Origin of the sequence: Chryseobacterium caseinilyticum (assembly GCF_014837145.1) — a bacterium.
Lineage (GTDB): Bacteria > Bacteroidota > Bacteroidia > Flavobacteriales > Weeksellaceae > Chryseobacterium > Chryseobacterium caseinilyticum.
Window position 1 is genome coordinate 105,598 of record NZ_JACYFS010000004.1, and the last position, 24,177, is coordinate 129,774.

General features: G+C 36.5%; 25 protein-coding genes. 18 read left to right on the forward strand and 7 right to left on the reverse strand.

The window, feature by feature from the left end; all coding sequences use genetic code 11:
- Nucleotides 1–71 precede the first annotated feature (71 nt).
- From IC610_RS13385 to IC610_RS13395, 3 genes are all read left to right on the forward strand, one after another.
- Nucleotides 72–968: a helix-turn-helix domain-containing protein gene (locus IC610_RS13385; RefSeq protein ID WP_191737323.1), complete on the forward strand. Its 897-nt coding sequence runs from the start codon at nucleotides 72–74 to the stop codon at nucleotides 966–968.
- Nucleotides 969–1,065: 97 nt separating this feature from the next.
- A complete protein-coding gene (locus IC610_RS13390; protein WP_191737324.1) occupies nucleotides 1,066–1,968 on the forward strand; it encodes an SDR family oxidoreductase in 903 nt (300 codons plus the stop codon).
- Nucleotides 1,969–2,032: 64 nt separating this feature from the next.
- On the forward strand, nucleotides 2,033–2,947 hold the full coding sequence (locus tag IC610_RS13395; RefSeq protein ID WP_191737325.1) for a helix-turn-helix domain-containing protein: 915 nt from the start codon (nucleotides 2,033–2,035) through the stop codon (nucleotides 2,945–2,947).
- Nucleotides 2,948–2,951: 4 nt separating this feature from the next.
- Here IC610_RS13395 and IC610_RS13400 read toward each other — a convergent pair whose 3' ends face one another.
- A complete protein-coding gene (locus IC610_RS13400; RefSeq protein ID WP_191737326.1) occupies nucleotides 2,952–3,335 on the reverse strand; it encodes a winged helix-turn-helix transcriptional regulator in 384 nt (127 codons plus the stop codon).
- A 107-nt stretch (nucleotides 3,336–3,442) separates the two neighbouring features.
- Here IC610_RS13400 and IC610_RS13405 point away from each other — a divergent pair, with 107 nt between their 5' ends.
- A complete protein-coding gene (locus IC610_RS13405; protein ID WP_191737327.1) occupies nucleotides 3,443–4,045 on the forward strand; it encodes an FMN-dependent NADH-azoreductase in 603 nt (200 codons plus the stop codon).
- A gap of 267 nt (nucleotides 4,046–4,312) precedes the next feature.
- Here the strand turns inward: IC610_RS13405 and IC610_RS13410 are convergent, their stop codons facing one another.
- The 3 genes from IC610_RS13410 to IC610_RS13420 are packed head-to-tail and all read right to left on the reverse strand — an operon-like array spanning nucleotide 4,313 to nucleotide 6,186.
- Entirely contained in the window at nucleotides 4,313–5,653 is a 1,341-nt protein-coding gene (locus IC610_RS13410; protein ID WP_191737328.1) for a dihydroorotase, read from the reverse strand.
- Nucleotides 5,654–5,707: 54 nt separating this feature from the next.
- A complete protein-coding gene (locus IC610_RS13415; protein WP_191737329.1) occupies nucleotides 5,708–5,989 on the reverse strand; it encodes a Txe/YoeB family addiction module toxin in 282 nt (93 codons plus the stop codon).
- On the reverse strand, nucleotides 5,971–6,186 hold the full coding sequence (locus IC610_RS13420) for a hypothetical protein (RefSeq protein ID WP_191737330.1): 216 nt from the start codon (nucleotides 6,184–6,186) through the stop codon (nucleotides 5,971–5,973). Before IC610_RS13420 ends, IC610_RS13415 begins: the two co-directional genes overlap by 19 nt.
- A gap of 151 nt (nucleotides 6,187–6,337) precedes the next feature.
- On the opposite strand from IC610_RS13420, the gene IC610_RS13425 reads away from it, so the two are divergent.
- The 8 genes from IC610_RS13425 to ribA all read left to right on the forward strand — a co-directional run bounded on the left by IC610_RS13425 (nucleotide 6,338) and on the right by ribA (nucleotide 13,269).
- Nucleotides 6,338–7,792, forward strand: a complete 1,455-nt coding sequence (locus tag IC610_RS13425; RefSeq protein WP_191737331.1) for a lipopolysaccharide biosynthesis protein — start codon at nucleotides 6,338–6,340, stop codon at nucleotides 7,790–7,792.
- A gap of 31 nt (nucleotides 7,793–7,823) precedes the next feature.
- Nucleotides 7,824–8,849 carry a sugar phosphate nucleotidyltransferase gene (locus IC610_RS13430; protein WP_056076302.1) on the forward strand — a complete coding sequence of 342 codons (1,026 nt, stop codon included), beginning with the start codon at nucleotides 7,824–7,826 and terminating at the stop codon, nucleotides 8,847–8,849.
- An 89-nt stretch (nucleotides 8,850–8,938) separates the two neighbouring features.
- A complete protein-coding gene (locus IC610_RS13435; protein ID WP_191737332.1) occupies nucleotides 8,939–9,784 on the forward strand; it encodes a DUF4292 domain-containing protein in 846 nt (281 codons plus the stop codon).
- A complete protein-coding gene (locus IC610_RS13440; RefSeq protein ID WP_191737333.1) occupies nucleotides 9,781–11,343 on the forward strand; it encodes a murein hydrolase activator EnvC family protein in 1,563 nt (520 codons plus the stop codon). The genes IC610_RS13435 and IC610_RS13440 overlap by 4 nt, the downstream gene beginning before the upstream one ends.
- A 26-nt stretch (nucleotides 11,344–11,369) precedes the next feature.
- Complete coding sequence (locus tag IC610_RS13445) at nucleotides 11,370–11,588, forward strand: twin-arginine translocase TatA/TatE family subunit (RefSeq protein WP_191737334.1); 219 nt, start codon at nucleotides 11,370–11,372, stop codon at nucleotides 11,586–11,588.
- A 14-nt stretch (nucleotides 11,589–11,602) separates the two neighbouring features.
- The gene (locus tag IC610_RS13450) at nucleotides 11,603–12,214 is read left to right on the forward strand and encodes a DUF4254 domain-containing protein (RefSeq protein WP_191737335.1); all 612 of its coding nucleotides are present in this window, start codon (nucleotides 11,603–11,605) and stop codon (nucleotides 12,212–12,214) included.
- Entirely contained in the window at nucleotides 12,211–12,660 is a 450-nt protein-coding gene (locus IC610_RS13455) for a hypothetical protein (protein WP_191737336.1), read from the forward strand. The genes IC610_RS13450 and IC610_RS13455 overlap by 4 nt, the downstream gene beginning before the upstream one ends.
- 12 nt (nucleotides 12,661–12,672) lie before the next feature.
- Complete coding sequence (ribA, locus tag IC610_RS13460; protein WP_191737337.1) at nucleotides 12,673–13,269, forward strand: GTP cyclohydrolase II; 597 nt, start codon at nucleotides 12,673–12,675, stop codon at nucleotides 13,267–13,269.
- 66 nt (nucleotides 13,270–13,335) lie between these two features.
- Here ribA and IC610_RS13465 read toward each other — a convergent pair whose 3' ends face one another.
- Nucleotides 13,336–13,848 carry a hypothetical protein gene (locus tag IC610_RS13465; protein ID WP_191737338.1) on the reverse strand — a complete coding sequence of 171 codons (513 nt, stop codon included), beginning with the start codon at nucleotides 13,846–13,848 and terminating at the stop codon, nucleotides 13,336–13,338.
- Between the two features lie 117 nt (nucleotides 13,849–13,965).
- Here IC610_RS13465 and IC610_RS13470 point away from each other — a divergent pair, with 117 nt between their 5' ends.
- The 5 genes from IC610_RS13470 (at nucleotide 13,966) to IC610_RS13490 (ending at nucleotide 19,278) form a co-directional block, all read left to right on the forward strand.
- A complete protein-coding gene (locus IC610_RS13470; RefSeq protein WP_191737339.1) occupies nucleotides 13,966–15,654 on the forward strand; it encodes a glycoside hydrolase family 3 protein in 1,689 nt (562 codons plus the stop codon).
- Nucleotides 15,655–15,684: 30 nt separating this feature from the next.
- A complete protein-coding gene (bshA, locus tag IC610_RS13475) occupies nucleotides 15,685–16,833 on the forward strand; it encodes an N-acetyl-alpha-D-glucosaminyl L-malate synthase BshA (protein WP_056076277.1) in 1,149 nt (382 codons plus the stop codon).
- A 441-nt stretch (nucleotides 16,834–17,274) separates the two neighbouring features.
- Complete coding sequence (locus IC610_RS13480; RefSeq protein ID WP_191737340.1) at nucleotides 17,275–18,540, forward strand: DUF2851 family protein; 1,266 nt, start codon at nucleotides 17,275–17,277, stop codon at nucleotides 18,538–18,540.
- 1 nt (nucleotide 18,541) lies between these two features.
- Complete coding sequence (locus IC610_RS13485; protein WP_056076258.1) at nucleotides 18,542–18,763, forward strand: PspC family transcriptional regulator; 222 nt, start codon at nucleotides 18,542–18,544, stop codon at nucleotides 18,761–18,763.
- Between the two features lie 2 nt (nucleotides 18,764–18,765).
- Complete coding sequence (locus tag IC610_RS13490) at nucleotides 18,766–19,278, forward strand: GNAT family N-acetyltransferase (protein WP_191737341.1); 513 nt, start codon at nucleotides 18,766–18,768, stop codon at nucleotides 19,276–19,278.
- Here IC610_RS13490 and IC610_RS13495 read toward each other — a convergent pair.
- Both IC610_RS13495 and IC610_RS13500 read right to left on the reverse strand, forming a co-directional pair.
- Nucleotides 19,275–20,057 (reverse strand): carboxypeptidase-like regulatory domain-containing protein, encoded by a 783-nt coding sequence (locus tag IC610_RS13495; protein WP_191737342.1) that lies wholly within the window; start codon nucleotides 20,055–20,057, stop codon nucleotides 19,275–19,277. The two genes, IC610_RS13490 and IC610_RS13495, sit on opposite strands and share 4 nt — an antisense overlap.
- Nucleotides 20,054–20,806 carry a carboxypeptidase-like regulatory domain-containing protein gene (locus IC610_RS13500; protein WP_191737343.1) on the reverse strand — a complete coding sequence of 251 codons (753 nt, stop codon included), beginning with the start codon at nucleotides 20,804–20,806 and terminating at the stop codon, nucleotides 20,054–20,056. Before IC610_RS13500 ends, IC610_RS13495 begins: the two co-directional genes overlap by 4 nt.
- A gap of 182 nt (nucleotides 20,807–20,988) precedes the next feature.
- Here IC610_RS13500 and IC610_RS13505 point away from each other — a divergent pair, with 182 nt between their 5' ends.
- On the forward strand, nucleotides 20,989–24,126 hold the full coding sequence (locus tag IC610_RS13505) for a UvrD-helicase domain-containing protein (RefSeq protein ID WP_191737344.1): 3,138 nt from the start codon (nucleotides 20,989–20,991) through the stop codon (nucleotides 24,124–24,126).
- Nucleotides 24,127–24,177 lie beyond the last annotated feature (51 nt).

The following is a 24,177-nucleotide window of genomic DNA, read 5'->3' on the forward strand; positions in this document are numbered from 1 at the left end:
AAAAAGCGGGAGTGGAAGACGGAAACAGGCGCCCAAAAAAATACTATCTTTAATATTTAGAATTTGAAGTTATGAACACCATACAGTCTATCTCGGCATTTCACAGGTTACTTTCGCTTCCGGAACCGAAACATCCGATGGTGAGTGTTATCAATCTTTCTGAAAGCATTTTTATTGAAGATGAGGTCTGGAAAGGTTTTGTGAGCCGCTACTACTGTGTTGCTCTGAAACGGAATGCAACCGGAAAAATAAAATATGGCCAGCAACATTACGATTATGACAAAGGTGTTCTGAGTTTTACGGCACCTAATCAGGTTCAGTATCTCGATTTGAAAACGATGGATTGTGAAAACACGGGTTATCTGCTGATTTTTCACGAAGATTTTCTATTGAAACAGCCTTTGGCAACGACAATTTCGTCTTACGGATTTTTCTCTTACGCCGTGAATGAAGCTTTGCATCTATCGGAAGATGAGGAAAATGATTTGCTTGAAATTTTAAATAAAATCGATAAGGAATGTCAGCACATCGACCAGCATACGCAGGAAATCATCCTGTCGCAAATTGAATTGCTGCTGAATTACTCCAAACGTTTTTACGAAAGACAGTTTATTACCCGAAAAAGCGGAAGCCATCAGCTTTTGACGAAATTTGAAACGTTTCTGAATGATTATTTCGATAAAGAATCTTCAGAAAAAGGACTTTTAACGGTTCATCAAATTGCTGAAGCGATGAATCTGTCGCCGAATTATCTGAGTGATTTATTAAGAATCCAGACCGGACAAAACACACAGCAACATATTCACGAAAAGCTCATCAGCAAAGCAAAAGAGAAACTTTCAACCACGGAGTTATCGGTGAGCGAAATTGCATATGAACTGGGATTTGAGCATTCGCAGTCTTTCAGTACGCTTTTTAAAAAGAAAACGAAAATGTCGCCGCTGGAATTTCGGCAGTCGTTTAATTAAAATGTAATTTAAAAATCTTTCGGCTACAGAAAAATACTTTTTGGATACACTGTTCATTTTGCGAAAACTGAACTTTGCATCATTAAATAATTTTAAAATGAAAGTATTTGTTACAGGTGCCACAGGTTTCGTAGGAACTGCCGTGGTGCAGGAATTATTGGCTAATGGCCATCAGGTTTTAGGTTTAGCGCGTTCGGAAGAATCAGCCAATAAATTGATTGCTTCAGGAGCAGAAGCACACCGTGGAGACCTGAATGATTTTGAAAGTTTGAAATCGGGAGCGGAAATTTCTGATGCGGTGATTCACTTAGGATTTGTGCATGACTTCGCAAGATTCGAGGAAATGTGCAGACTTGACGGTCAGGTCATCGAAGCTATTGGTGAGGCTTTGGTCGGAACAGAAAAACCATTTCTGATCACATCCGGAACTGCACTTTTTTCGAAAGATGGAATAACTACAGAAAAAGACCGTTCGGTAAACAATCCACATCCAAGAATCGCGACAGAAAATGCCGCTGATGCTGTCGCTGCAAAAGGCGTGAAAGTAGCAGTCGTGAGACTGTCGCCTTCTGTTCATGGTGAAGGTGATAAAATCGGTTTTGTGCCTTTAGCCATCAAAATTGCAAAAGAAAAAGGAATTTCTGCAGTCATTGATGACGGAAATAATTTTTGGCCAGCTGTTCACAGACTGGATGCTGCGAAACTGTACCGACTGGCTTTGGAAAAACCCTTTGAAACCGGCACAAGATATCATGCAGTGGCCGAGCAGGGAATTCCTTTTAAAATGATCGCAACAGAAATTGCTGAAAAACTGAATATTCCGGTTGTTTCTCTTTCAACAGAGGAAGCAGCAGAACATTTCACATGGTTTGCTCATTTTGCAAAACTGAATAACATGACTTCCAGCGAAGAAACCAAAAAATCATTAAACTGGAATCCGCAACATCCTACTTTACTGGAAGATATGAAAGGTTCTGCTTATTTTTCTGAGCGTCAGTAATTTGTATATTTAAACTGATTATATTTGAAACTGATTTCAATTTAATTCTAAACCTAAAAAGCTTATGTCTGAAAACCAACCGATAAGATTGAAAACGATTTCCGAATTTCATACTTTAAGAGGCTTGCCAAAACCAAAACATCCGCTGATCAGTGTGATAAATTTTGATGACATGGAACAGACTGAAACCGGCAGACAGAGTTTAATATTTGATTTCTACACCATCTCTGTAAAAAGAGATATGAATCATAAATACAGGTACGGACAGAAAGAATATGATTTTGATGAAGGCGTGATGTTTTGCATGGCGCCTCATCAGATTCTAAGCGTCACCAGAGAAAGAGAAGGCAAAAATCCGTCAGGATGGATGCTGATGATTCATCCGGATTTTCTTTATAATACGCCGATGGCAGGCGCAATCAGAAAATATGAGTTTTTTGATTATTCTGTAAATGAAGCATTATTTTTATCGGAAGATGAGGAAATGAAGACGCTGCAAATTATCGAAAACATAAAACAGGAATATCAGTCAAACATCGATCAGTTCAGTCAGAATATCATTCTTTCTCAGCTGGAAACGCTGTTGAATTATTCAGAACGCTTTTATCAGAGACAGTTTATCACCCGTCACAAAGCCAATCATCAGCTTCTGGAACAGTTGGAAATTCTATTAAATGATTATTTTAACGCAGAAGATTTCCTGATGAAAGGATTGCCGAGTGTGCAGTATCTTTCTGAAAAACTCAATATGTCTACAAAATATATGCGCGGTCTACTGAAAACACTTACCGGACAAACTACGCAGCAGCACATTCACGAGAAAGTGATCGATATTGCAAAAGAAAAATTGTCGACCACGCAGCTTTCTGTAAGCGAAATTGCCTATGAACTCGGATTTGAGCACCCACAGTCTTTCAATAAACTGTTTAAGGCAAAAACGAACTTCTCGCCTCTGGAATTCAGAAGATCTTTCAATTAAAGAATTATTTTTCAAAGACATCTTCTTTGAGATTCTTTTTATGAATTCTTCCCCACTCGGAAAGAGCCATAATCACAGTCTTCAACGTCTTGCTGTAATCTGTTGAAATATATTCTACAACCACCGGAGTCTGTTCTGAATGCACGATTCTCTTCACAAAACCATTCAGTTCCAAATCTTTCAATTCGTTTGAAAGTACTCTTGCCGATATTCCGGAAACGATTCTCTGAAGCTCATTGAACCTAATATTTCCATGTTCCTGAAGTGCAATAATAATTTTGAGTTTCCATTTTCCTCCGATGACGTAGATGGCATCTTCCACTGATGAAAGACTTTGCGAACACCGCTGAGCAGTAAGAGGCTCTTCAAAATCGATACTATTTTCCATATAACTATTTTTAGACTAACCAAAAGGTTACTGCTAACCTTTAGTTCACTACTAACTATTGATAAGCAAATGTACATAATTTTGTCAGAGAATTAAAAATTTAAAAAATGAAACAAATTTTGCACATCATCTCAAGTCCGAGAATAGAAGTATCCGCCAGCAGAAAACTAGGAAATGCTGTACTGGAAAAAATTCAGGAAAAATATCCTGACAGCATTGTAAAAGAACGTGATTTGACAAAAAATATGGTTCCGCTTTTGGAAGATGTTCACATCAATTCCTTCTTTACTCCAGCAGAGAGCCGTTCACCAGAACAGGAATCCATCAGCCAGTATTCCGAAGGCTTAATTTCAGAATTGCAAGAAGCTGATATTATTATCGTCGAATCGCCGATGTATAATTTCTCAGTTCCTGCGACACTTCGGGCGTATTTTGATTTTACTTCACGAGCCGGATATACCTTTCAGTACAGCGAAAAAGGACCTGAAGGTTTATTAAAAAATAAGAAACTGTATGTCGCTTTCACCTCAGGAAATATTTATTCTGAAGGTCCATATCAGGTTTATGATTCTAATGTTCCTTATGTGAAAAATGTTTTTGGATTTTATGGAGTTAATGATGTGAGTGTTTTCCGGGCAGAAGGTTTATCGATTCCGGGAATTATGGAGAATGCTTTAGAGAAAGGGATTCAAAGTATTGTGATTGATTAATTTTCAAATGATTATTAGATAATTTTCTCACGCAGATTGCGCTGATGAAGCAGATTTTAAATATTTATTATCTGCAGAATTTGCAAAATCAGCGTGAGATTTAAATTCTGTCTGAAGCCATTTGTTATTTAAATAAAAAAACGGACTAAAGCCCGTTTTATTGATACAATTATTGATAGACTTTGCTGATTTACTGTAAGATCAGCTCTATCGCTATAATCTGAGAGAGACAGAAAAAAAAAGACTGCAAATTTGCAGTCTTTCGATTTATTCTTCAACTTCAAAAAGCAGTCGCTCCCCAAATTTTTCTTCATTGATTTTTCCGTTTTCGTAAACTAAATTTCCGTTGACAAATGTATGGGTAACTTTGGAATTGAAATTCATTCCTTCAAGCGGGCTCCAGCCACATTTGTACAGAATATTTTCTTTGTCAACCGTCCAGCTATCTTCCAGATCAACCAAAACCAAATCCGCTTTGTAACCTTCTCTGATAAAACCTCTCTTTTCAATTCTGAACAAAATTGCCGGGTTGTGACACATTTTTTCAATAATTCTTTCTAAAGAAATTTTTCCGTTTTTAAAATTTTCAAGCATCACGACCAAGGAATGCTGAACCAAGGGTGCTCCAGAAGGGCATTTTGTGTAAACGTTCTGTTTTTCTTCCCAGGTGTGAGGCGCATGGTCAGTGGCAATTACATCGATTCTGTCGTCCAGCAAAGCTTCCCAAAGTCCGTCTTTGTCTTTTTGAGTTTTTACAGCAGGATTCCATTTAATTAAACCACCTTTTGTATCGTAATCTTCATTGGTAAAAGTCAAATGATGAACACAAACTTCAGCTGTTATTTTTTTATCTTTTAAAGGAATATCATTTCTGAACAGAGACGTTTCTTTTGCCGTCGACAAATGGAAAACATGAAGTCTTGCTCCTGTTTTTTCTGCCAGCTCAATTGCTTTTGATGATGACTTGTAACAAGCCTCTTCGCTTCTGATCAAATGATGAAATTTCACGGGAATATCTTCACCATATTCGTCCAGATATTTCTGAGTATTTTCTCTGATGGTTGCTTCGTCCTCACAGTGAACGGCAATCAACATTTTCGTATTACTGAAAATATTTTCAAGAGTTTCAGGGTTATCAACCAGCATATTTCCGGTTGACGAACCTAAAAACAATTTAATTCCGGGAACATTTCTTGGGTTTGTCTTTAAAACTTCTTCTAAATTATCATTCGTTCCGCCCATCATAAAACCATAGTTGGCAAATGATTTCTGGGACGCGATTTCGTATTTGTCAGCCAATAATTCCTGTGTTACAGCATTGGGAACAGTGTTTGGCTGTTCGATAAAACTCGTTGTACCGCCGGCAATTGCAGAACGTGATTCAGATTCAATATCGCCTTTATGCGTCAAACCGGGTTCGCGGAAATGCACCTGATCGTCGATGATTCCAGGCAAAAGATATTTTCCGGAAGCGTCGATAATCTGATCAACATTTTCCTCAGAAATATTTTTTGAAATTACTGAAATCAAATCATTTTCAATCAGAATATCACTTTGGAAAACAAGGTTTTCATTGACGATTTGGGCGTTTTTTATTAAAATTTTCATTGGTAAAGATTAAAAAATAACCCGAGCTCAGCCGGGTAAATTATTAAAATATAATTATTTATCGAGGTAATGTCCTAGAGCACGTACAACAGCGACCAAAATTTTGTCTTCAAAAATTTCGTACACAAACCTGTCCTTTTTATTAACCTTTCTACTCCAGACTTCACCGTCAAAGTTTTTCAGCTGTTCGGGATGACCTGTTCCTGCACGGGGATCGTTCTGAATTTCTTCAAGAAAGGATTCTACTTTTTTCAGGTCAGACTTGTTTCCTGATTTTTTAATTTTCGAAATATCCGATTTAGCTTTGTCAGTAACGATTAATCTATACTTGCCCATAGCTCTTCAGTGGTTGTAGGTTTTAATTTTCCTGTCTCCAAATCTTTTCTTGCTTTCTCAATTTCTTCTTTCAATTCTTCAAAAGTATAAGAATTGTCATCTTCAGTTTTTTTCGCTTTTATGCCCAAAGCTTTCAAAATCCCTACAAAGGTTTTGATCTCTTTTTCATCTGTAAGTTTTATCGTAAACGTGGTCATAATTAAAATTTTATACAAATTTAAAAAATTTTAAACTGAGTTCACAAGTAAAAGCTTGCGACTATAAATTTAAGGTTTATGAATGAATTTTAATCCCCACAATAAAAAATCAAATACTAAATATTTACATTTGCATTTTAAAAACCAGAAATTGTATAAGAAATTATTTGGACAAACCGCTGTATACGGGCTGAGTTCAGTTTTAGTAAGGATTTTCCCTTTCCTGATTGCACCTATCGTAACCAATGCATTCGGGCCGTCAGCATCATCACCTTTCGTGGATTGGTATTCGATTGCCGGAGTGATCACGGTTTTCCTTACACACGGAATGGAAACTTCATTTTTCAGGTTTGCACAGGAAAAAGAAATTGACAAAAAAACACTGGTTTCCACCTGTTCAATGAGCATTCTGGCGACAGGACTTATTTACTTAATATTAGGATATGTTTTCAGACAGGATTTAGCCAACGCTTTTGAAACTCCGGATCAGGTCAATTATCTGGTGATGTTTCTTTTCATTCTGTCTTTCGATGCCTTTGCTACAATTCCTTCGGCTGTTTTAAGATTGGAAGGAAAGCCGGTGCTGTACACACTTTCAAAAGTGATTGGAGCTGTAGTGTACTATCTTTTGGTATTTTTCTTTATTGAAATTCTTCCTGAATATCCGGATGGTATTTTAGGTTTAAAATATGATCCCGAAATTGGTGTGGGTTACGTTTTTGTTGCCAATCTCGTTCAGAGCATTATCACTTTAGCCATTGTTTCTAAAGAATTTGTGAATTTCAGCTTTAAAAAATTCAATTTTCCTCTTTGGAAAAGAATTATGAATTATTCGTGGCCGGTCATGGTTGCTGGATTGGCGGGAGTTATTAACCAGACTTTAGACCGACAGTTTCTTAAATTTTTGCTTCCAAAAGAAGAAGCTAAGCATCAGATCGGAGTTTACGGTGGGGTATATAAAATTGCCACTTTTATCACCGTCTTCAGACAAGCCTATCAGTTGGGAATTGAACCATATTTCTTTTCAAGCTTCAAGGATAAAAATAACCATAAAACCTATGCAGTTCTCATGGATGTTTTCGTGATTTGCAACTGCCTGATTTTTGCCGGACTGATGGTGAATTTACAATGGATTTCAGAGAAATATCTTGCCAATCCACTATATTTTGAAGGCATTGAAATCATTCCTTACGTAATGCTCGGAGCTTTATTTTTAGGAATTTATCTCAATCTTTCTATCTGGTACAAATTATCAGATCAGACGAGAGTTGGACTGTATATTTCTCTGATCGGTGCTGCTATTACAATTCTTATCAACTTCCTATTCATTCCGAAGTACGGTTATTGGGCAAGTGCAATCGCTGCACTCACCACGTATGGAAGTATGATGGTAATTTCCTACCTTTGGGGCAGAATTCAGTATCCTATTCATTATAACATAAAAAAAATAGGGATTTACATCATTTTTTCGGTGGCAATCTCGATGATCTCGTTTCACTTTTTCCGTACGAATTATTTTATCGGAAACGGTCTGTTTATCTTCTTTATCGGATTCCTGATATACAATGAGAGAACGATGATCAACAAAATTCTCAGAAAATCATAATTATACATTAAACTATATAAAAGATCAACACATGAAAATAATAGTTCCTATGGCAGGCCGTGGATCAAGACTGCGCCCGCATACACTCACCGTTCCAAAACCTCTTATACCTATTGCAGGAAAACCAATCGTACAGAGACTTGTAGAAGATATTGCCAAAGTGGCTGGTGAAGAAATCGAAGAAGTAGCATTTATCATCGGAGATTTCGGTCCTGAAATTGAAAGATCCCTATTGAATATTGCAGAAAAATTGGGTGCTAAAGGAAGCATCTATCATCAGTTGGAGCCATTGGGAACAGCTCATTCATTGAAATGTGCCGAAGCTTCAATGGAAGGAAATGTTGTGATTGCTTATGCCGATACTTTGTTCCGTGCAGATTTTATTTTAGATAAAAATGCTGACGGTGTAATCTGGGTAAAAAGCGTAGAAGATCCTTCTGCTTTTGGTGTTGTAAAATTAGACAACTATGGTTTCATCACGGATTTTGTGGAAAAACCACAGGAATTTGTATCTGATCTGGCGATTATTGGAATTTACTATTTTAATTCTGCTGAAAAACTGATGAGCGAAATCAATTATATCATGGATAATGATATTAAAAACGGTGGAGAATATCAGCTGACAACCGCGTTGGAAAACCTCAGAGCAAAAGGTGGAAAATTCAGCCTCGGGAAAGTGAATGACTGGATGGACTGTGGTAATAAAAACGCTACCGTAGAAACCAACTCAAAAATTTTGGAATATGAAAGAGAAGCAATGTCTCATTTCCCAATTTCAGCAAATATTGAAAATTCTTTAATCATTCAGCCTTGTTTTATTGGTGAAAACGTAAAAATTTCAAACTCTAAAATTGGGCCCGGCGTTTCTCTGGGAAACAATACTGAGGTGGTGAATTCAAATATTGAAAACTCTCTGATTCAGGAAAATACCAAAATCAACCACGGAAATCTTTCCAATTCAATGATTGGAAATTCTGCGCAATACTTTGGAGTTGCAAGAGAAATTTCTTTAGGTGATTTTTCCGTTTTGGATTTTTCTCCAAGTAAGTCATCTTAAATGAGTATCTTTAAATAAATAATTCCGGACCACACAAAATCTTTTGTGTGGTTTGGCGTTAATATTGCAAAGTTTTAGCAAATTTTTATATGAAAAAATGGATCCCATTAGTCATTCTTACCTTGTTCATTTTCAGCTGTAAATCCAAAAAAGCGGTGACTGACAGTGCACAGAATTCAGACAGTCTCGTTATTAAAAATTCAGATCCGAATGAACCCATTGATGCCGGTTCAAATGTGGCAGACAGACTTAATTTCTACGAGAAAATTTATCTTCATGAAAAATTTGACTACCTGAAAATATCTAGTAAAATAACGGCTGACAATATTCGTGTAAGTCCGCTTGATGCTACAATCTATATTGAAACCGACAAAAAAATATGGTCCAATATTTCCTTTCTAGTAATTCCTGCTGCCCGAGCACTCATAACTCCTGATGGAATTAAAGCAATGGACCGCTATAACAAAAACTACATCGATTCTGATTTTGAATATTTAAATAACCTGTTGAATGTTAATTTTTTCGACTATAAAAATCTTGAAAAATTATTAATTGGACGTACATTTTTCACCATCAGCAATCGGAATTCAAAGATTACCAAAAATATGCAGGGCTACCAGATGGAATCTGTTTCAAATCTGAAATTCACAACTGCAGGTGGCGAACGTGAATACAAGCTAAACCTGCAATACTCAGAAGATTACAATTTAACAGACTTAAAACTGAAAGATGTGAAATCCGATGACGCAGTAGAAATCGTATATTCAAATTGGGAAACGCAGCCAAACAATGTGAAGCTTCCGAAGAATGTTAAAATAATTATAAAAGGAAGCAAAAACAGTCAGATTTTATTAGAAAATACGAATTTTGTTTTTTCGAGGATGGATACACCTTATTCTGTACCGTCTTCCTATAAGAAAATTGAAATCAAATGATCAAAAGAATCAGTCTCATTCTGAGCATTCTCATCTTCGGATTTGTAAGTGCACAGAAAAGCAAGGAACAACTGCAGAAAGAAAGTGCAGATCTGAAGAAGCAGATTGCTCAGATCAATTCACAACTGGCAAAAACCAGAAATGAATCTAGACTATCTGTATCTTATCTTACCAATGTAAACCAAAAATTAGCACTTAGAGAAAAGGTCTATAATAATACTCAAAAGGAAAAAAAATTTATCGAGAACGAAATTTATCTGCGTCAGCTTGAAATCAACCGCCAAAACAAAGAGTTGGCTGTTTTGAGGTCAAATTATGCTGAAGTTTTGGTAAAAGCTTACAAAAATAAAGGTGTTCAGAATAAAGTGACATTTATTTTATCCTCAAAAAGCATAGGTGAGGCGTTGAGAAGAGTTCAGTATTTAAAGCAATATGCGGATTATCAGGATAAGAAAGCGGCCGAAATTACAAACGCAGCTGTAGAACTTAAAAAGTCTGTTGAATCGAAAAAGAGATCGGCTGATGCCAAAGAGAATCTTTTGGTCAACCAAAAGAAAGATCTTTCAACGATTGAAGTAGAAAGAAGACAAAAAGAGCAACTGGTATCTGAATTTAAAAAAAATGAAGGTGTTCTCAGTGCCGAGCTAAAGCAGAAACAGACCCGTTCTAAAGCATTGGAAGGTCAGATCAGATCTATTATTGCTGAAGAAATCAGAATCGCAAAAGCAGAGGAAGAATCACGTAGAAAAGCAGAAGCTGAAAAAATACGTCTTGCTAAAATAGCAGCAGAAAGAGAAAAAGCAAGGATCGAAGCAGAAAATAAAGCAAGAGCTGAGGCATTAGAACGAGAAAGAAAAATAGCAGAAGCAGAAGCAAAAAAAGCAAATGAGCTCGCCGCAAAAAGAGAAGAAGAAGAAAGAAAACGTACCGCTGATGCTGCAAAAGTCGCTGCAAATGCAAGAGATGAGGAAAGAAGAGTGGCCGCTAAAAAAGCATCAGATGAAGCTAACGAAAAAGCGAGGGAAGCTGCAAATAAATTAAAAGTTGCAAGAGATGCCGAAGCCGCATTAGACAAGAAAAAAGAAGACGAAAAGAAAGTTGCTGAAACAAAAGCTTACACCAATTTCGGAGTTTCATCTGGTATCGCAGGAAATAATTTTGCTGAAAACAGAGGGAAAATAGGTTTTCCTGTAGACAAAGGTCAGATTACCCACAGATTTGGAATTCAGCAGCATCCTGTTTTTAAAAATATTAAAGAAGAAAACAGCGGAATTAAAATTTCAGTTCCTGCAGGTTCAAGAGCAAAAGCTGTCTTTCCTGGAAGTGTAAATTCTGTAATTGCCAATAATGATGGTACTAAAACAGTGATTGTGAAGCACGGAGCATACTTTACCATCTATTCGAATCTTTCGAGTGTGAGTGTGTCAAAAGGTCAACAAGTATCAGCGGGATCCTCGGTAGGAGCAGTTGGTCAGGATTTTGATGGAGCTTATACACTTGACTTCCAGGTTTGGAACGGTACAACTCCGGTGGATCCTTTAGGTTGGATTTCATATTAAAAGATTAACTTTGTAAAAATTATACTATGTACGCATTAACAATATTAACTCCATTTGCTGCTTGGCATTGGATTATAGTAATCTTAGTAGTTTTACTACTATTTGGAGGAAAAAAAATTCCAGAACTAATGAGAGGTTTAGGATCTGGAATTAAAGAGTTTAAAGATTCTGTAAAAGAAGAAGATAAAACTGAGGTTAAAAAAGAAAATCCTACTACTAACAGCAGTAATACTACTGTTAACTAAATAGTTTTTTTTACATGAATTTTACCGAGACTGCTTGGAAAGTCTTCAATCAAAGTATTGAAGACTATCATGTTTTAGATAACGTTGATACTCCAATAAACAACCCTTACGAGCTCAACAGTTTGGAACGTATTTTGTATGCAAAGAATTGGATTGATACCGTTCAGTGGCATTTTGAAGACATCGTAAGAGATGAAAATATTGACCCTGCCGAAGCCCTAAAACTCAAAAGAAGAATTGATGCTTCAAATCAGCAGCGTACTGACCTTGTAGAATTTATAGACAGTTGGTTTTTAGACAAATACATAGATATTTCTCCGAAAACAGATGCGAAAATTAATACTGAAACTCCCGCTTGGGCTGTAGACAGATTATCTATTTTGGCACTTAAAGTTTATCACATGGCTTTGGAAGCAAACAGAGATACTGCATCCGAAGAGCATCGTGCAAACTGTCAGATAAAATTAGATGTACTTCTTACTCAGAAAGTAGATCTTTCAGTTTCAATAGATCAGCTTCTTTCAGATATTGAGAACGGGAATGTTAAGATGAAAGTGTACAAACAAATGAAAATGTACAACGATGAGAGTCTTAACCCAATCCTTTATCAAAAGGAGCAAAAATGAAAACGACTTTTCTATCTGTATCAATAATATTTATTTTGTGGTCCTGTGCTACTGAAAAAAGTAATACTTCACCAGTTCCGGCGGGCATCAGCTCAGAAAAAAAATCTGATGAGACCGGAGATATTTCTTTAAAAATTTCTGAAAATGCCAATGCTGCAGAAGTAAGTAATCTTTTATCTACATTTCCTGTTTTTTCTAAAAAAGAAGTAAATGAAGAAATTTCTGTCCTGAAATACAGTCTTCAGAATTACCTCTATGCATTGGATGCCGGAAACTCAAATGCCAAAAACAAACAGTTGAAAAGCATGCAGAAATCATACAGAAAGATACAGAAACTCAGAAAATCTCTTACCACAGACGAAAACGATATTCTCAACAGATATCTCGTGCGAATTAAAACAAATGTTGCCGTTATCGAAAATTCGGTAAATGGTAACAAAAAATAATAAATTCTATTAATGATTACAATTCAGGCGGAAGCTAATGTACCTACAGAGCATGGTACTTTCCGGATGATTGCATTTGCCGAAAATGCTGAAGACTGGATGCCACACATGGCGATAGTCGCTGAAAATACTGATTTTACTCAACCTATAAACGTTAGATTTCATTCTGAATGCATTACAGGCGAAGTTTTTCATTCTCAAAAATGTGAATGCGGGCAGCAACTTGACGCTGCAATGAAATATATGCACGAAAATGGGGGCATTGTAGTTTATCTCCGTCAGGAAGGTAGAAATATCGGAATCATTAATAAACTCCGTGCATACTCTCTTCAGGAAAAAGGATTGGATACGGTGCAGGCCAATTTAGAATTAGGACTTCCCGCAGACGACAGAAACTTTGGAGTGGCTATCGACATATTAAATAATCTCGGAGTAAAAAAAATTAATCTTTTAACAAACAATCCTGAGAAGGTAAGATTTGTACAGGAAAGCAACATAGAACTTAATTCAAGAGTTCCGCTCCAGATTCCGGCTAACGACAACAGCCGGGGATATCTTCAGACAAAAAAAGATTTCTTTGGTCATCTTCTTGATGGCAACGACATATAAAACAAAAGCTTCGGAAAAATTTCCCGAAGCTTTTTAATTATAAAAAATTGAAAAGATATTTTTCTTTTACTTTGGCTCTGTCAAACCATAGTATTTTACAACAGCGTTGTAATCATTAAAGTCAGGCTTGTTTGCATTTTTTGCAGGGTCTGCAGGAATTAAAACAATTCTGAAGGTCTGGTTGGTTTTAAACTCAGCAGCTTCAGCAGGTGACATTGTTGCAAGATCAAAATTTCCTTCGGAATAAATCTCCACGTTTGTAGGATCGAAAAGAAAATTAAATTCTAAAATTCTTCCGCTAGACAGGTAAAACGTTTTTGGCAACAGTTGCCATACGGGTGTTGTATTAGGTAAATTTGAATTGAAATTTCTATATACTAAGACAACATCGCTACTTAAGATGTTAATTCCTGTATTAATCGAATATGTATTTGCAGCTGTCAGTGTACCAGTCACATCACGCATCCTTGCGATATCTGTAGCTACTGGCTCTTGCACAACCACATCATCATTATTATCACAGCTCACTACGAAAATGCTTAGTAAAGCGAACATGAAAATTGGAAATAGTTTTTTCATTGTAAAAATTTTATATATTTTAATCATTCAAGGCAAATCAAATCTGAAACCAAAAAATTTAAAAACTTTGTTAATGCTTATTATTTAGTTGTATTTTTGTCTTAATTCTATTTAAATATGAAAAAATTAGCAAACGTAGCACTCATCGTTTTATTAATTTTAAATGTAAATCTTCATGCTCAGTATCAGCCAAAAAACTGGCCGAAAGCCGACATCAAAAAAGCTGAAAAATGGGTAGATGATAAATATAATTCTCTCTCCCAAAATGAAAAACTGGGACAGCTCTTCATCGTTGCGCTTTATACCAACAAAGGTGAAAATCACATAGATGAGATCAGAAATATCGTGAATAAAGAGCAGATTGGCGGTCTGATTCTGATGCAGGATGATGCGGCTAGAGAAATCAATCTCGTTAATGAATTTCAGCAAAAATCGAAGACACCAATGATGATTGGGATGGATGCAGAATGGGGATTGTACCAGAGAATTGCAACGGCTCACAAATATCCGTGGGCAATGACGTTAGGCGCTATTCAGGACAAAGATCTGATTGAAAAAATGTCTGCCAAAATTGCAGAGGACTGTCACAGAATGGGGATCAACTGGGACTTTGCACCCGTTGTAGATGTCAATACCAACCCTAATAATCCAATCATCGGGAACAGAAGTTTTGGTTCAGAGGTGAAGAATGTGACTAAATCTGCCCTCGCCTATTCAAACGGGCTCCAAAATAACAACATTCTTGCTGCTATCAAACATTTCCCGGGTCACGGCGATACCAGCACAGATTCTCACCTTGACCTTCCCGTAGTTTCACATAAAATTGAGAGGCTTAATGAAGTTGAAATTGCTCCTTTCAAAGCTTTAATGAATAAAAACATCGGCGGTGTGATGGTGGCTCACCTTTACGTTCCCGCTTTAGAATCAGGAAAAGGAATTCCGGCATCTGTTTCCAAAAATATTGTAACAAGATTACTTAAAGAAAAATTAGGCTACAAAGGTTTAATTATCACCGATGCTTTAAACATGGGCGCTGTAGCCAATAAATATAAACCGGGCGAACTGGATGCGATGGCATTCAGGGCAGGAAATGACGTCATGCTTTTTTCCCAAGGTGTGGCGGAAGGAAAAAGACTCATTCAGAAAGCGATTGACAGTGGAGAAATTACTCAGGCCCGCGTTGAGGAGAGCGTGAAGAAAATTTTGCTGACTAAATATTTCTTAGGTTTAAACCAATACACTCCCAAAAATCCACAAAACATTAATACTGATCTGAACAATGCTTCACACACGGCAATAGTTCAGGAAATGTATGCGAATGCTTTGACGTTAATTAAAGACGAGAAGAAACTTTTACCTTTAAAGGAAAACACATATTACGTACCTCTGGAAGAAGCATCATACCAGACTTTTGTCAATGAAATGGAAAGTTCTGTGATTTTCAAAAAAGCAAATGAAATTAAAACGATTCCAGCCGGCTCAACGGTTTTGGTTGGTTTTCATAAAGATAATTCTACGGCTTACAAACCTTACAAAATATCTGCAGAATCCAAAAGAATTCTGAATGAACTTTCAAAAAAGCACAACGTTATTTTAAATATTTTCGGAAGTCCGTATGCTTTGAAAGATATTGATTTGTCGAAAATTTCAACGGTTTTGGTGTCTTATGAAAACAACGAAGACTCAATGACAGCAACAGCAAATGCTTTGAAAGGAAAGTCGAAAATTCACGGCAGACTGCCTGTATTAGTCAATGACAACCTGAAGCCGGGATTGGGAATTGACCTTAAGGCAAAATCAAATTAAGTAACCCAAACTATAAATTAATAAGTAAAAATGAAAATAGGCATACTTTGCTATCCTACCTACGGGGGAAGCGGAATTGTAGCAACAGAGCTCGGAATGTCTCTCGCCAACAAAGGCTACGAGGTACATTTCATCAGTTCTGCACTGCCTGCAAGATTAGATATTACCAATCCAAATATATTCTTTCACAAGGTAAATGTTCAGACTTATCCGCTTTTCCAGTATCAGCCTTATGATATTGCATTGAGCTCGATGATTTACAGAGTTGTCAATCTTTACAAGCTGGATTTGCTTCATGCTCATTACGCAATTCCTTATGCTTATGCTGCGTTTACGGCAAAACAAATGCTGAAGGAAGACAACAATGATATTCCTTTGGTAACAACACTTCACGGAACCGATATCACTTTGGTAGGTCAGCACCCGAGCTATAAGCACGCGGTGGAGTTTTCTATTAACCAGTCGGATGCGATCACTTCGGTTTCGGAAAGTTTAAAGAAAGACACGCTTCAGTTTTTCAGAATTAAAAAAGAAATTCAGGTAATAACCAATTTCATAGACAACTCTGAATTTGATGAATGCAACGAATGCCAACGAACCCAGTTTGCCAATCCGGATGAAAAAATTCTCATTCACGTTTCCAATCTAAGACCGGTAAAACGTGTGGAAGAGGTATTGCAGATCTTCAAAAGTGTGGAGAAAAAAGTAAAATCTAAACTTATCATCATTGGTGAAGGTCCTGATATGGAAAAAGTGAATCAGTTTCTGGAGCACAATCCTGAACTGATTTCAAAGATCAGACTTTTGGGTAAGGTAAATGATCTTTACAGAATTCTTCAGCTTTCGGATGTCTTTCTTCTGCCTTCTGAGCAGGAAAGTTTCGGTCTTGCCGCTCTTGAAGCAATGGCCGCTAACACACCTGTCATCAGCTCCAATGCGGGCGGAATTCCTGAGGTAAACATTCAGGGGGAAACAGGTTTCCTTGCTGAGATCGGAAATGTAGAAGCGATGAGCAATTACTGCATCAAGCTTCTGAGCAACGAGGAACTTTTAGCCCAGATGAAAATTAACGCCAAGCAACAGGCCATAAAGTTTGATCTGAAAAACATTCTCCCGATTTACGAAGAAATGTACAAAACGACGATTGAGAATTTCAGGGGTGAACTGACGAAAGTGTAAAATAAGAAAGGGCGGAAACGCTCTTTTTTTGTTTTCATTTAAAATTAAATTAACCGTATTTCTATTATTCAGAAAAGCATCGATGCAAGAGTTTCAAACCAATATTTGAATATCTCTAATGAGCAAAGGCTTTTTTCCGGCAAACCTGACGCGGGGGTGCAGGAGACTTTCAAGCCTTCCGGCAAGTTCGTTGCTAGGGTGCGACAGGCTTTCCCGAAGCTCCGCAAGTCTGTTGCTAGGGTGTTTGAAGCTTGCGGAAGTTCCGCAAACCTGTTGCAGGGGTGCAGGAAGTCCTTGGAGTATGGATTTTTCAATTGTAGCAGCATTTATCATTCTAATCATTTATCAATGGCAGTTTATTTCGGTTTTTCTTTTTTAAGATTAAAATAATTAAGTTATCTAAATTTTTTCTAATTTTAATAAAGTAAAAACACACAAGCGATGACCGAAAAACTGCTTCAATACCTTTGGAACTTCCGGGTCTTTACTAATTTCGACTTTAAAGACACCGAAGGAAATCCTGTAGAGATCATCGATTTCGGACGATGGAATACAGATTCCGGACCCGATTTTCTGATGTCGAAAATAAAGATTAACGGAGTGACCTTAGCCGGAAACATTGAGCTCCACGTACGATCATCAGACTGGATTTTTCATCAGCACGCCAAAGATCCCAACTATGACAATATTATCCTGCACGTGGTTTACCAGAATGACGCAGACATCGAAGAATTTAGATTTAAAAATATTCCGACGCTTGAGCTGATCAGCCATATCGACAGATCTGTTTTTGCGAAATATGAAAAACTGGAAAAAGAAAGTCAGTTTATTGCTTGTGAAGATTTGTTTGATCCTAAAAGAATTCCCGTTCATTTCTACGAAGAAAGCCTGCTGAAAAAACTGGAAGAAAAATCGGTTGAAATTGAAGAAGATCTGAAGAGATTTAAAAATAATTATGAAGCAGTACTCTTTCATAGCATCGCCTACTCTTTCGGTTTGAAAGTAAATGCCCAGATTTTTAAACAGATTGCTGAAAGCATTGATTTTACGGTCTTCAATAAAATCAGGCAAAACAAAACGCAGCTCGAGGCCTTACTTTTCGGAATTTCGGGCTGGCTCGAAAAACCCGAAGACGCACAAATGCAGATTTGGAAAAGAGAGTTTGATTTCTTAAAAACTAAATTCGGTTTATCAGACCTCATCATCCGACCGAAATTCCTGAGATTGCGACCACCCAACTTCCCTACATTGCGGCTTTCACAATTGGCTGATCTCTACAACAGACATCAAAATCTGTTTTCGAAGATTATTGATGCCAGAAAAACGGATGAACTGATTGCGGTTTTTCAAGATATCAGGGCGTCAGACTATTGGGACAATCATTTTAATTTCAGAAAAATATCTCCGGTAAACCAGCCAAAAGTTTTAACTAAAGATTTAATTGACCTGATTATTCTGAATACAGTTTTGCCTCTGAGATACACCTATCACAAATATCAAAATGAAGAAATTGCTGATGAGATTCTGGCATTTTACAAGGATATTGTTTCAGAGAAAAACTCCATTTTAGACGGCTGGAAAAATTTAGGTTTAAAAATAAAAAATGCTTTACAGAGTCAGGGTTTGATTTATCACTATAAAAACTACTGCACAGCAAAAAATTGCCTAAATTGCGCTATCGGTTTTAAAATATTAAAAGAGCAGTAAAATGTTGAACAACTTACGTCACAAAATGGAAAGAGAATGGTTTGGAGTACTCACAAGAATGGGTGCCAAGCTGGGAATTCCGGTTTCTAAACTCCGGGTTTTCTTTATCTACTCTACTTTTGCCACGGCAGGTTTCTTCTTTTTAATTTATCTCGGACTCGCCTTTACGCTTTGGATAAAAGATATTTTTATAACGCGCCGACCGAGCGTTTTTGATCTTTAAAAATGGAATTCAATCATATTACTTCACCCGACGATTACAGAATCAAACAGATTTACAGTTCGTACACCTCCTCTTTTCCGGAAGATGAAAAACGCGACTGGATAAAGTTTGTACAGCTTTTCACTCAACCCAACGTGAAGTTTTTTTCAGTTTTTAATGAAAGTGAAAACATCGGTTATGTTATTATCTGGGAACTTTCAGATTTTATTTTTGTAGAACATTTTGAAGTGTTTGCTGAGTTTAGAAATCAAAAAGCAGGTTCAAAAATTATTGATCTTTTAAAAGAAAATCATCCAAGAATTATTCTGGAGATTGAGCCGGAAAACTTGAATGAAGATTCCAAACGAAGATTTTCGTTTTATCAGAAAAACGGATTCAGCTTAATTGACGAAATGTACATTCAGCCAAGCTACGGCAACGGAAAAAAGAAACTTAACCTGTGGCTTTTAGCTAATTTCCAGCCTACAAATTTAGGTGAGACAACAAACGAAATTCATGATGTAGTTTATCATTAATATTCGAGACTATTAGTCTTTCTATATTCGCCAAATGCTGACATCAGATCATTGGAGATCCTTACCTTGTCAAACTTTTTCCGATACTTTTTTGAGAGCATAAAAATGTCTTCTGCATACAGAAGAAAGCGGTCAATTCCCTCATCTCCCATCCCGAATTTCCTGTAATAACTGAGATCAATTTCAGACTTCAATCTGGCGAGAAAATCTCTGGTTTCATAATAATTGGCCTTCGTAGTTTTTTTGCTGAGGAGTTTTCCGATGGCATCAGCAACTCCGATAAGATTCACCTGTCCTTCCTTAAAATCGTGCGGCTGAAAAGATTTTGGCGTTGCATTTTCCGGTATGGCTTCGGTCATGGGCGATTTCATATACTCATCCATTTTCGAGTTTAATGCAGCAACTCTTTTGGAAACTCCAACATTTTGAGCATCTTTCTCAAGATTACCAGTTGGCTGGAATTTCAGTTCTACTTCGGGAATGAGAATTTCGACGTGCCTGATTATCACGCTGTTTTTCTCTGAGAAAGATTCTGCAGTTACTTTAAAGTCATACCGATAAAACCCATCTTTCACAAACCGAATTTCGTCGCTGACATCGGCTGTGATTGAGAAAAATCCATTTGCATCTGAAAAAACAGACTGGCTTTTATTAAAATTAAAAACCAAAACCTGACCCTGCAAAGTTCCGTTTTCATCCGAAACAGTTCCTGAAACTGTATTTTGAGCAGACAAAAACGCAGAAATAGAGACAAAAATCAGCAGTAATTTTATTTTCATTTGGCAGTCGTTAGTGGAGTTTTATAAGAAGTAATTCTCAGCAAAACGGCACTTTTAAATCTGTTCAGATCCGCGTCGCTGGCGTACCCGTACTTTAAAATACGTTTTCTCTCAAAGCCGCTGTTGAAAATATAATAAATGAAATGCTGAGTTTGAGAATTTTCAATCTTGAGTTCAGTGAAATAGTCATTTCCCAGAGCCTGAATCAAATAATTCATAAAATCGACATCATCCCATTTATCCTTGATTTTTCCAAAACTGAAAGTTCCTTTTGTTACGGGCTGTACAAATTCCCCGGGTTTTGCTGCCAGAACTCTCGGATCAGATTTTTGACTCATGTATTTTCCTAAGTCCGATTTTAATTTCTGAACCTTTGTTGGGGGATTATAATTTTTTACATCAATTGCGAGATCACCCGTCAGCCTTTTCTTCAGTACAACCTCCTCAATGGCCACAGCACTTTTTTGGAGGGTAACATTTAAGGGAGATTTTAATGTTTCCGCCGTTACCTTCGTCTGGAAACGTTCGTAGCCCAAGATTATAAAACGAAGATTGTCGCCTTGCCTTCCGGATATCATAAAGTGTCCGTCAGCATTCGTCATCACTCTTTCGTCTGTACGGATGTTGATTACGGTGACGTTGGGCATTTCAGCATTTTCTTCAGAAACTGTTCTCCCAAAAATATATTCCTGAGCATGGAAACTGAGGGAAAGGAGAAACGAAAAGAAAAAAAGTAATTTACATTTCACAGGCCATTGTTTTATTCAGCAAATCTAAAATATATTTAGGTTTAAAAATAAACTTTAACCTGCGTTAACACGTTTTATCAAAACTTACCAATTTTTGATTCAGAATTGTTAAAATACCAGTGCCGACTGTTAAAAATCAAGCAGAAAATATATTAACTTGCAGTTTTAATTCTCTTCAAAAAATGCAAAATTCATATACGGTAATCAATGCTTCCGCAGGTTCGGGGAAAACTTATGCTCTTGTGCAGAGGCTTCTGATGATCTGTTTGCGCTATCCCAATCAGCAGCAATCAATAAGAAACATTCTGGCTTTGACTTTTACCAACAAAGCGGCCAACGAGATGAAAGAAAGAATTCTTTCCTGGTTAGGAAGATTCACTGAAGACAATTATGCAGAGAATTCAGATTTAAAAAATATTCAAACTGCTTTTGAAGCTGATGGTTTGAAAATCGACATTCATGAACTTCATTACCGCTCCAAAAAGCTTTTGGATTACGTTTTACACAATTATTCAACGCTGAATATCGGAACGATTGACCGTTTTAACTCCCGTCTTGTTCGTAGTTTTTCCTACGAATTGGGTTTGGCTAAAAATTTTAATCTTGAAATTGATCCTGAACCTTTTTTAATTGAAGCTGTCGACAAAATGCTCGATCAGATCGGGGAAAACGACGTGATTTCAAATTCATTTATGGATTACGTGGATTACAGTCTTGAAAATAATGAAAGAATTAATCTCAATAAAAATCTGTACGATTCTGCAAAGGAATTCGTGAAAGACATTCATTATGAGAATCTTCAGAAAAATAAAGATTTTGATAATGAAAAATACGAAGACATTAAAAATACGCTTCGAAAAGAAATTTCAACCAATAAAAAGAAGTCGCTTGAACTTGCTTTAAATTCTATTCAGCTTTTCAAAGAAAGAGCAATTGAACTTGAAGATTTTGCTCAGGGAAAAAATGGTTTGGGTGGATTTTTTGTGAAAGTTGCAGATTATTATCAGAAAAACAGAAAAGATTTTCCTTTTCCAACCAATGAAGAATCTGCAAGAAATACTTTCGCAAAAGGCGCTGCAGCAAAATCGAAGCATAAAGAACAGGATATTCTGGAAATTCTGGATCAGCTTTTGGAAAACCGTCTTCAGCTCATTAAAATCTTTATTGAAACCCAGAAAAAAGAAAAGATTCTTTCTGCACTTCTGCCTTTAAAAGTAAATAAAGACATTCAGGATGAACTGAAAAAAATTGAGGAAGAAAACGATCTTGTTTTGCTTTCAAAATTTAATATTTTAATCAATGAAAATCTCAAAAGTGAGCCTTCAGCATTCATTTATGAAAAGGTCGGATCGCAGTTTCACCATTATTTCTTTGATGAATTTCAGGATACTTCCGAATTGCAGTGGCAGAATTTTCTTCCGTTGAGAGATCACGCCGTTTCGAGTGACAACACTTCTTTTACTCTGGTTGGCGATCCTAAACAAAGCATTTACCGTTTTCGTGGTGGTGAAAGTCAGTTGATGCTCGACATTATCAGCAAAAAAGAAATCACACCGAAAGAAGCATCACTTTTAGTTTTAAAAGACAACTGGCGGAGTGCAAAAAACATTGTTAATTTTAATAATGATCTGTACCGGTTTCATTCTGAAAATCTGAATGAAGAACATCAGAATATATTTGGAACTGATGGCGAACAAAACCCGAAATCATCTTTGGAAGGCCGCGTAAAAATAAACCTCATCGAAAATCTTACGAATGATGATTTTTACAGCGATACTTCCGAAAAAATGCAGAAAGACATTCAGGAAAGTCTGGATAACGGGTTTTCTTTTTCTGATATTACCATTCTGTGCCGTGGCAACTTTGATATTTTCAGTTATTCTCAAAAGCTGGGAAATCTTACGGTGAATTACAAAGGCGAAACTACGAATATCAAAACCATTTCTGATAAAGGACTGACTCTTGATCTTTCGAATACGCTGAAAGCGGTAATCGAATTTTTGAGATGGCAGAGCAACAGAAAAAACAAGACGAGCCTGATTATGATGATGTATTTTCTGAGAAAATCGGGAAGAATTGTGATGGATGATTTCACTGTAGGCATGCAGGAAATCCTCAATATTTCTGACCAGGATCTTATCGCGGAGCAAATCTACAAAAAGTATGGCGTCAAACTTCACCAGGATGATTTTCCGAAATTCAATCTCTATAATTTTGTTGAGTTTTACATCAATGAATTTTCGGTGGAAAATAAGGAAACCGATTTTCTTTTAAATTTCCTTGAAATGTTATTTAATTTTACTCAAAATGCCGGAGCCAGTACAAAAGAATTTCTGAAATACTGGGATGAGGAAGCTTCGAAACACACCATTCAGGCTTCGGATAATATTGATGCAATTCAGATTATGACAATCCACAAAGCCAAAGGTCTTGAATTTCCGATTGTTTTTATTCCGATGATCAATAAAAACCGGGATGCGGAATTTACCAATTGGTTTGATACCGGAGATCTGGACGTTTTACAGTCAGTTAACATCAGCCAGTTCAGCAAAAATCTGGAAGTGTATGATGAAGAAATCGGGATTTTTAATCAGGAAAATTCGTACAAAAATTTCGTCGACAGACTTTGCTTACAATATGTTGCAACCACAAGGCCTGTTGAGCAGTTGTTTTTTTACATTCAGAAAGCGAATAAAACATCCAATAATCTTGAAATCCTGGATTTTGTACAGTCGAAAAATGCTGAGAATGCTGACGAATTTGACCTTTATCCTGCTGAATCTGAAATGCTGAAGAAAAAGGTTTTTCATAAAAAATCGACATTTAAAACTAAAAATATTTCAGAACTTAAAAATCTTGGTGAGAAAACAACTTCTATAAAAGTTGCGACGCCATCAAAAAATTATCAGACAAGAATTGAGAAAGTAAGGATCGGACTTTTTGTGCACGAACTTCTGTCGAAAATTAATACCAAAAAAGATATTTCAAAAGTGCTTGAGAAGTATATTCTTGAAGGGCAAATTACGCTGGAGGAGAAAATTGATATCGAAAAAAATCTTCTTCAAATTATAGAAAAACATCAGGAATTTTTTGATGAAAAATGGGAAGTAATCAACGAAAAAGACATTATGATCACTGAAAACGGTATTACAAAAATTTACCGCCCTGACCGGATTTTGAAACACGGCAATGATTACGTAATCATTGATTTTAAAACCGGAGAAGAAAGCGAAAAGAACGATGCTCAGATAGAAAACTATAAAACCGTTTTGGAAAGTTTAGGACGAAATGTTGTGAAAACACAGTTGATTTATATTTGATTTTAAACATTTGCAAGCTTATATTTAAAAAAGAAATTCCGGTTGGAAATA

Coding starts and splice junctions, on each gene's coding strand:
- IC610_RS13445 (WP_191737334.1), top strand. CDS start 11,370: ATGTACGCATTAACAATATTAACTCCATTTGCTGCTTGGCATTGGATT.
- IC610_RS13420 (WP_191737330.1), bottom strand. CDS start 6,186: ATGACCACGTTTACGATAAAACTTACAGATGAAAAAGAGATCAAAACC.
- IC610_RS13395 (WP_191737325.1), top strand. CDS start 2,033: ATGTCTGAAAACCAACCGATAAGATTGAAAACGATTTCCGAATTTCAT.
- IC610_RS13430 (WP_056076302.1), top strand. CDS start 7,824: ATGAAAATAATAGTTCCTATGGCAGGCCGTGGATCAAGACTGCGCCCG.
- IC610_RS13485 (WP_056076258.1), top strand. CDS start 18,542: ATGTTGAACAACTTACGTCACAAAATGGAAAGAGAATGGTTTGGAGTA.
- IC610_RS13410 (WP_191737328.1), bottom strand. CDS start 5,653: ATGAAAATTTTAATAAAAAACGCCCAAATCGTCAATGAAAACCTTGTT.
- IC610_RS13440 (WP_191737333.1), top strand. CDS start 9,781: ATGATCAAAAGAATCAGTCTCATTCTGAGCATTCTCATCTTCGGATTT.
- IC610_RS13505 (WP_191737344.1), top strand. CDS start 20,989: ATGCAAAATTCATATACGGTAATCAATGCTTCCGCAGGTTCGGGGAAA.
- IC610_RS13495 (WP_191737342.1), bottom strand. CDS start 20,057: ATGAAAATAAAATTACTGCTGATTTTTGTCTCTATTTCTGCGTTTTTG.
- ribA (WP_191737337.1), top strand. CDS start 12,673: ATGATTACAATTCAGGCGGAAGCTAATGTACCTACAGAGCATGGTACT.
- IC610_RS13390 (WP_191737324.1), top strand. CDS start 1,066: ATGAAAGTATTTGTTACAGGTGCCACAGGTTTCGTAGGAACTGCCGTG.
- IC610_RS13405 (WP_191737327.1), top strand. CDS start 3,443: ATGAAACAAATTTTGCACATCATCTCAAGTCCGAGAATAGAAGTATCC.
- IC610_RS13435 (WP_191737332.1), top strand. CDS start 8,939: ATGAAAAAATGGATCCCATTAGTCATTCTTACCTTGTTCATTTTCAGC.
- IC610_RS13415 (WP_191737329.1), bottom strand. CDS start 5,989: ATGGGCAAGTATAGATTAATCGTTACTGACAAAGCTAAATCGGATATT.
- IC610_RS13455 (WP_191737336.1), top strand. CDS start 12,211: ATGAAAACGACTTTTCTATCTGTATCAATAATATTTATTTTGTGGTCC.
- IC610_RS13450 (WP_191737335.1), top strand. CDS start 11,603: ATGAATTTTACCGAGACTGCTTGGAAAGTCTTCAATCAAAGTATTGAA.
- IC610_RS13400 (WP_191737326.1), bottom strand. CDS start 3,335: ATGGAAAATAGTATCGATTTTGAAGAGCCTCTTACTGCTCAGCGGTGT.
- bshA (WP_056076277.1), top strand. CDS start 15,685: ATGAAAATAGGCATACTTTGCTATCCTACCTACGGGGGAAGCGGAATT.
- IC610_RS13490 (WP_191737341.1), top strand. CDS start 18,766: ATGGAATTCAATCATATTACTTCACCCGACGATTACAGAATCAAACAG.
- IC610_RS13470 (WP_191737339.1), top strand. CDS start 13,966: ATGAAAAAATTAGCAAACGTAGCACTCATCGTTTTATTAATTTTAAAT.
- IC610_RS13385 (WP_191737323.1), top strand. CDS start 72: ATGAACACCATACAGTCTATCTCGGCATTTCACAGGTTACTTTCGCTT.
- IC610_RS13480 (WP_191737340.1), top strand. CDS start 17,275: ATGACCGAAAAACTGCTTCAATACCTTTGGAACTTCCGGGTCTTTACT.
- IC610_RS13465 (WP_191737338.1), bottom strand. CDS start 13,848: ATGAAAAAACTATTTCCAATTTTCATGTTCGCTTTACTAAGCATTTTC.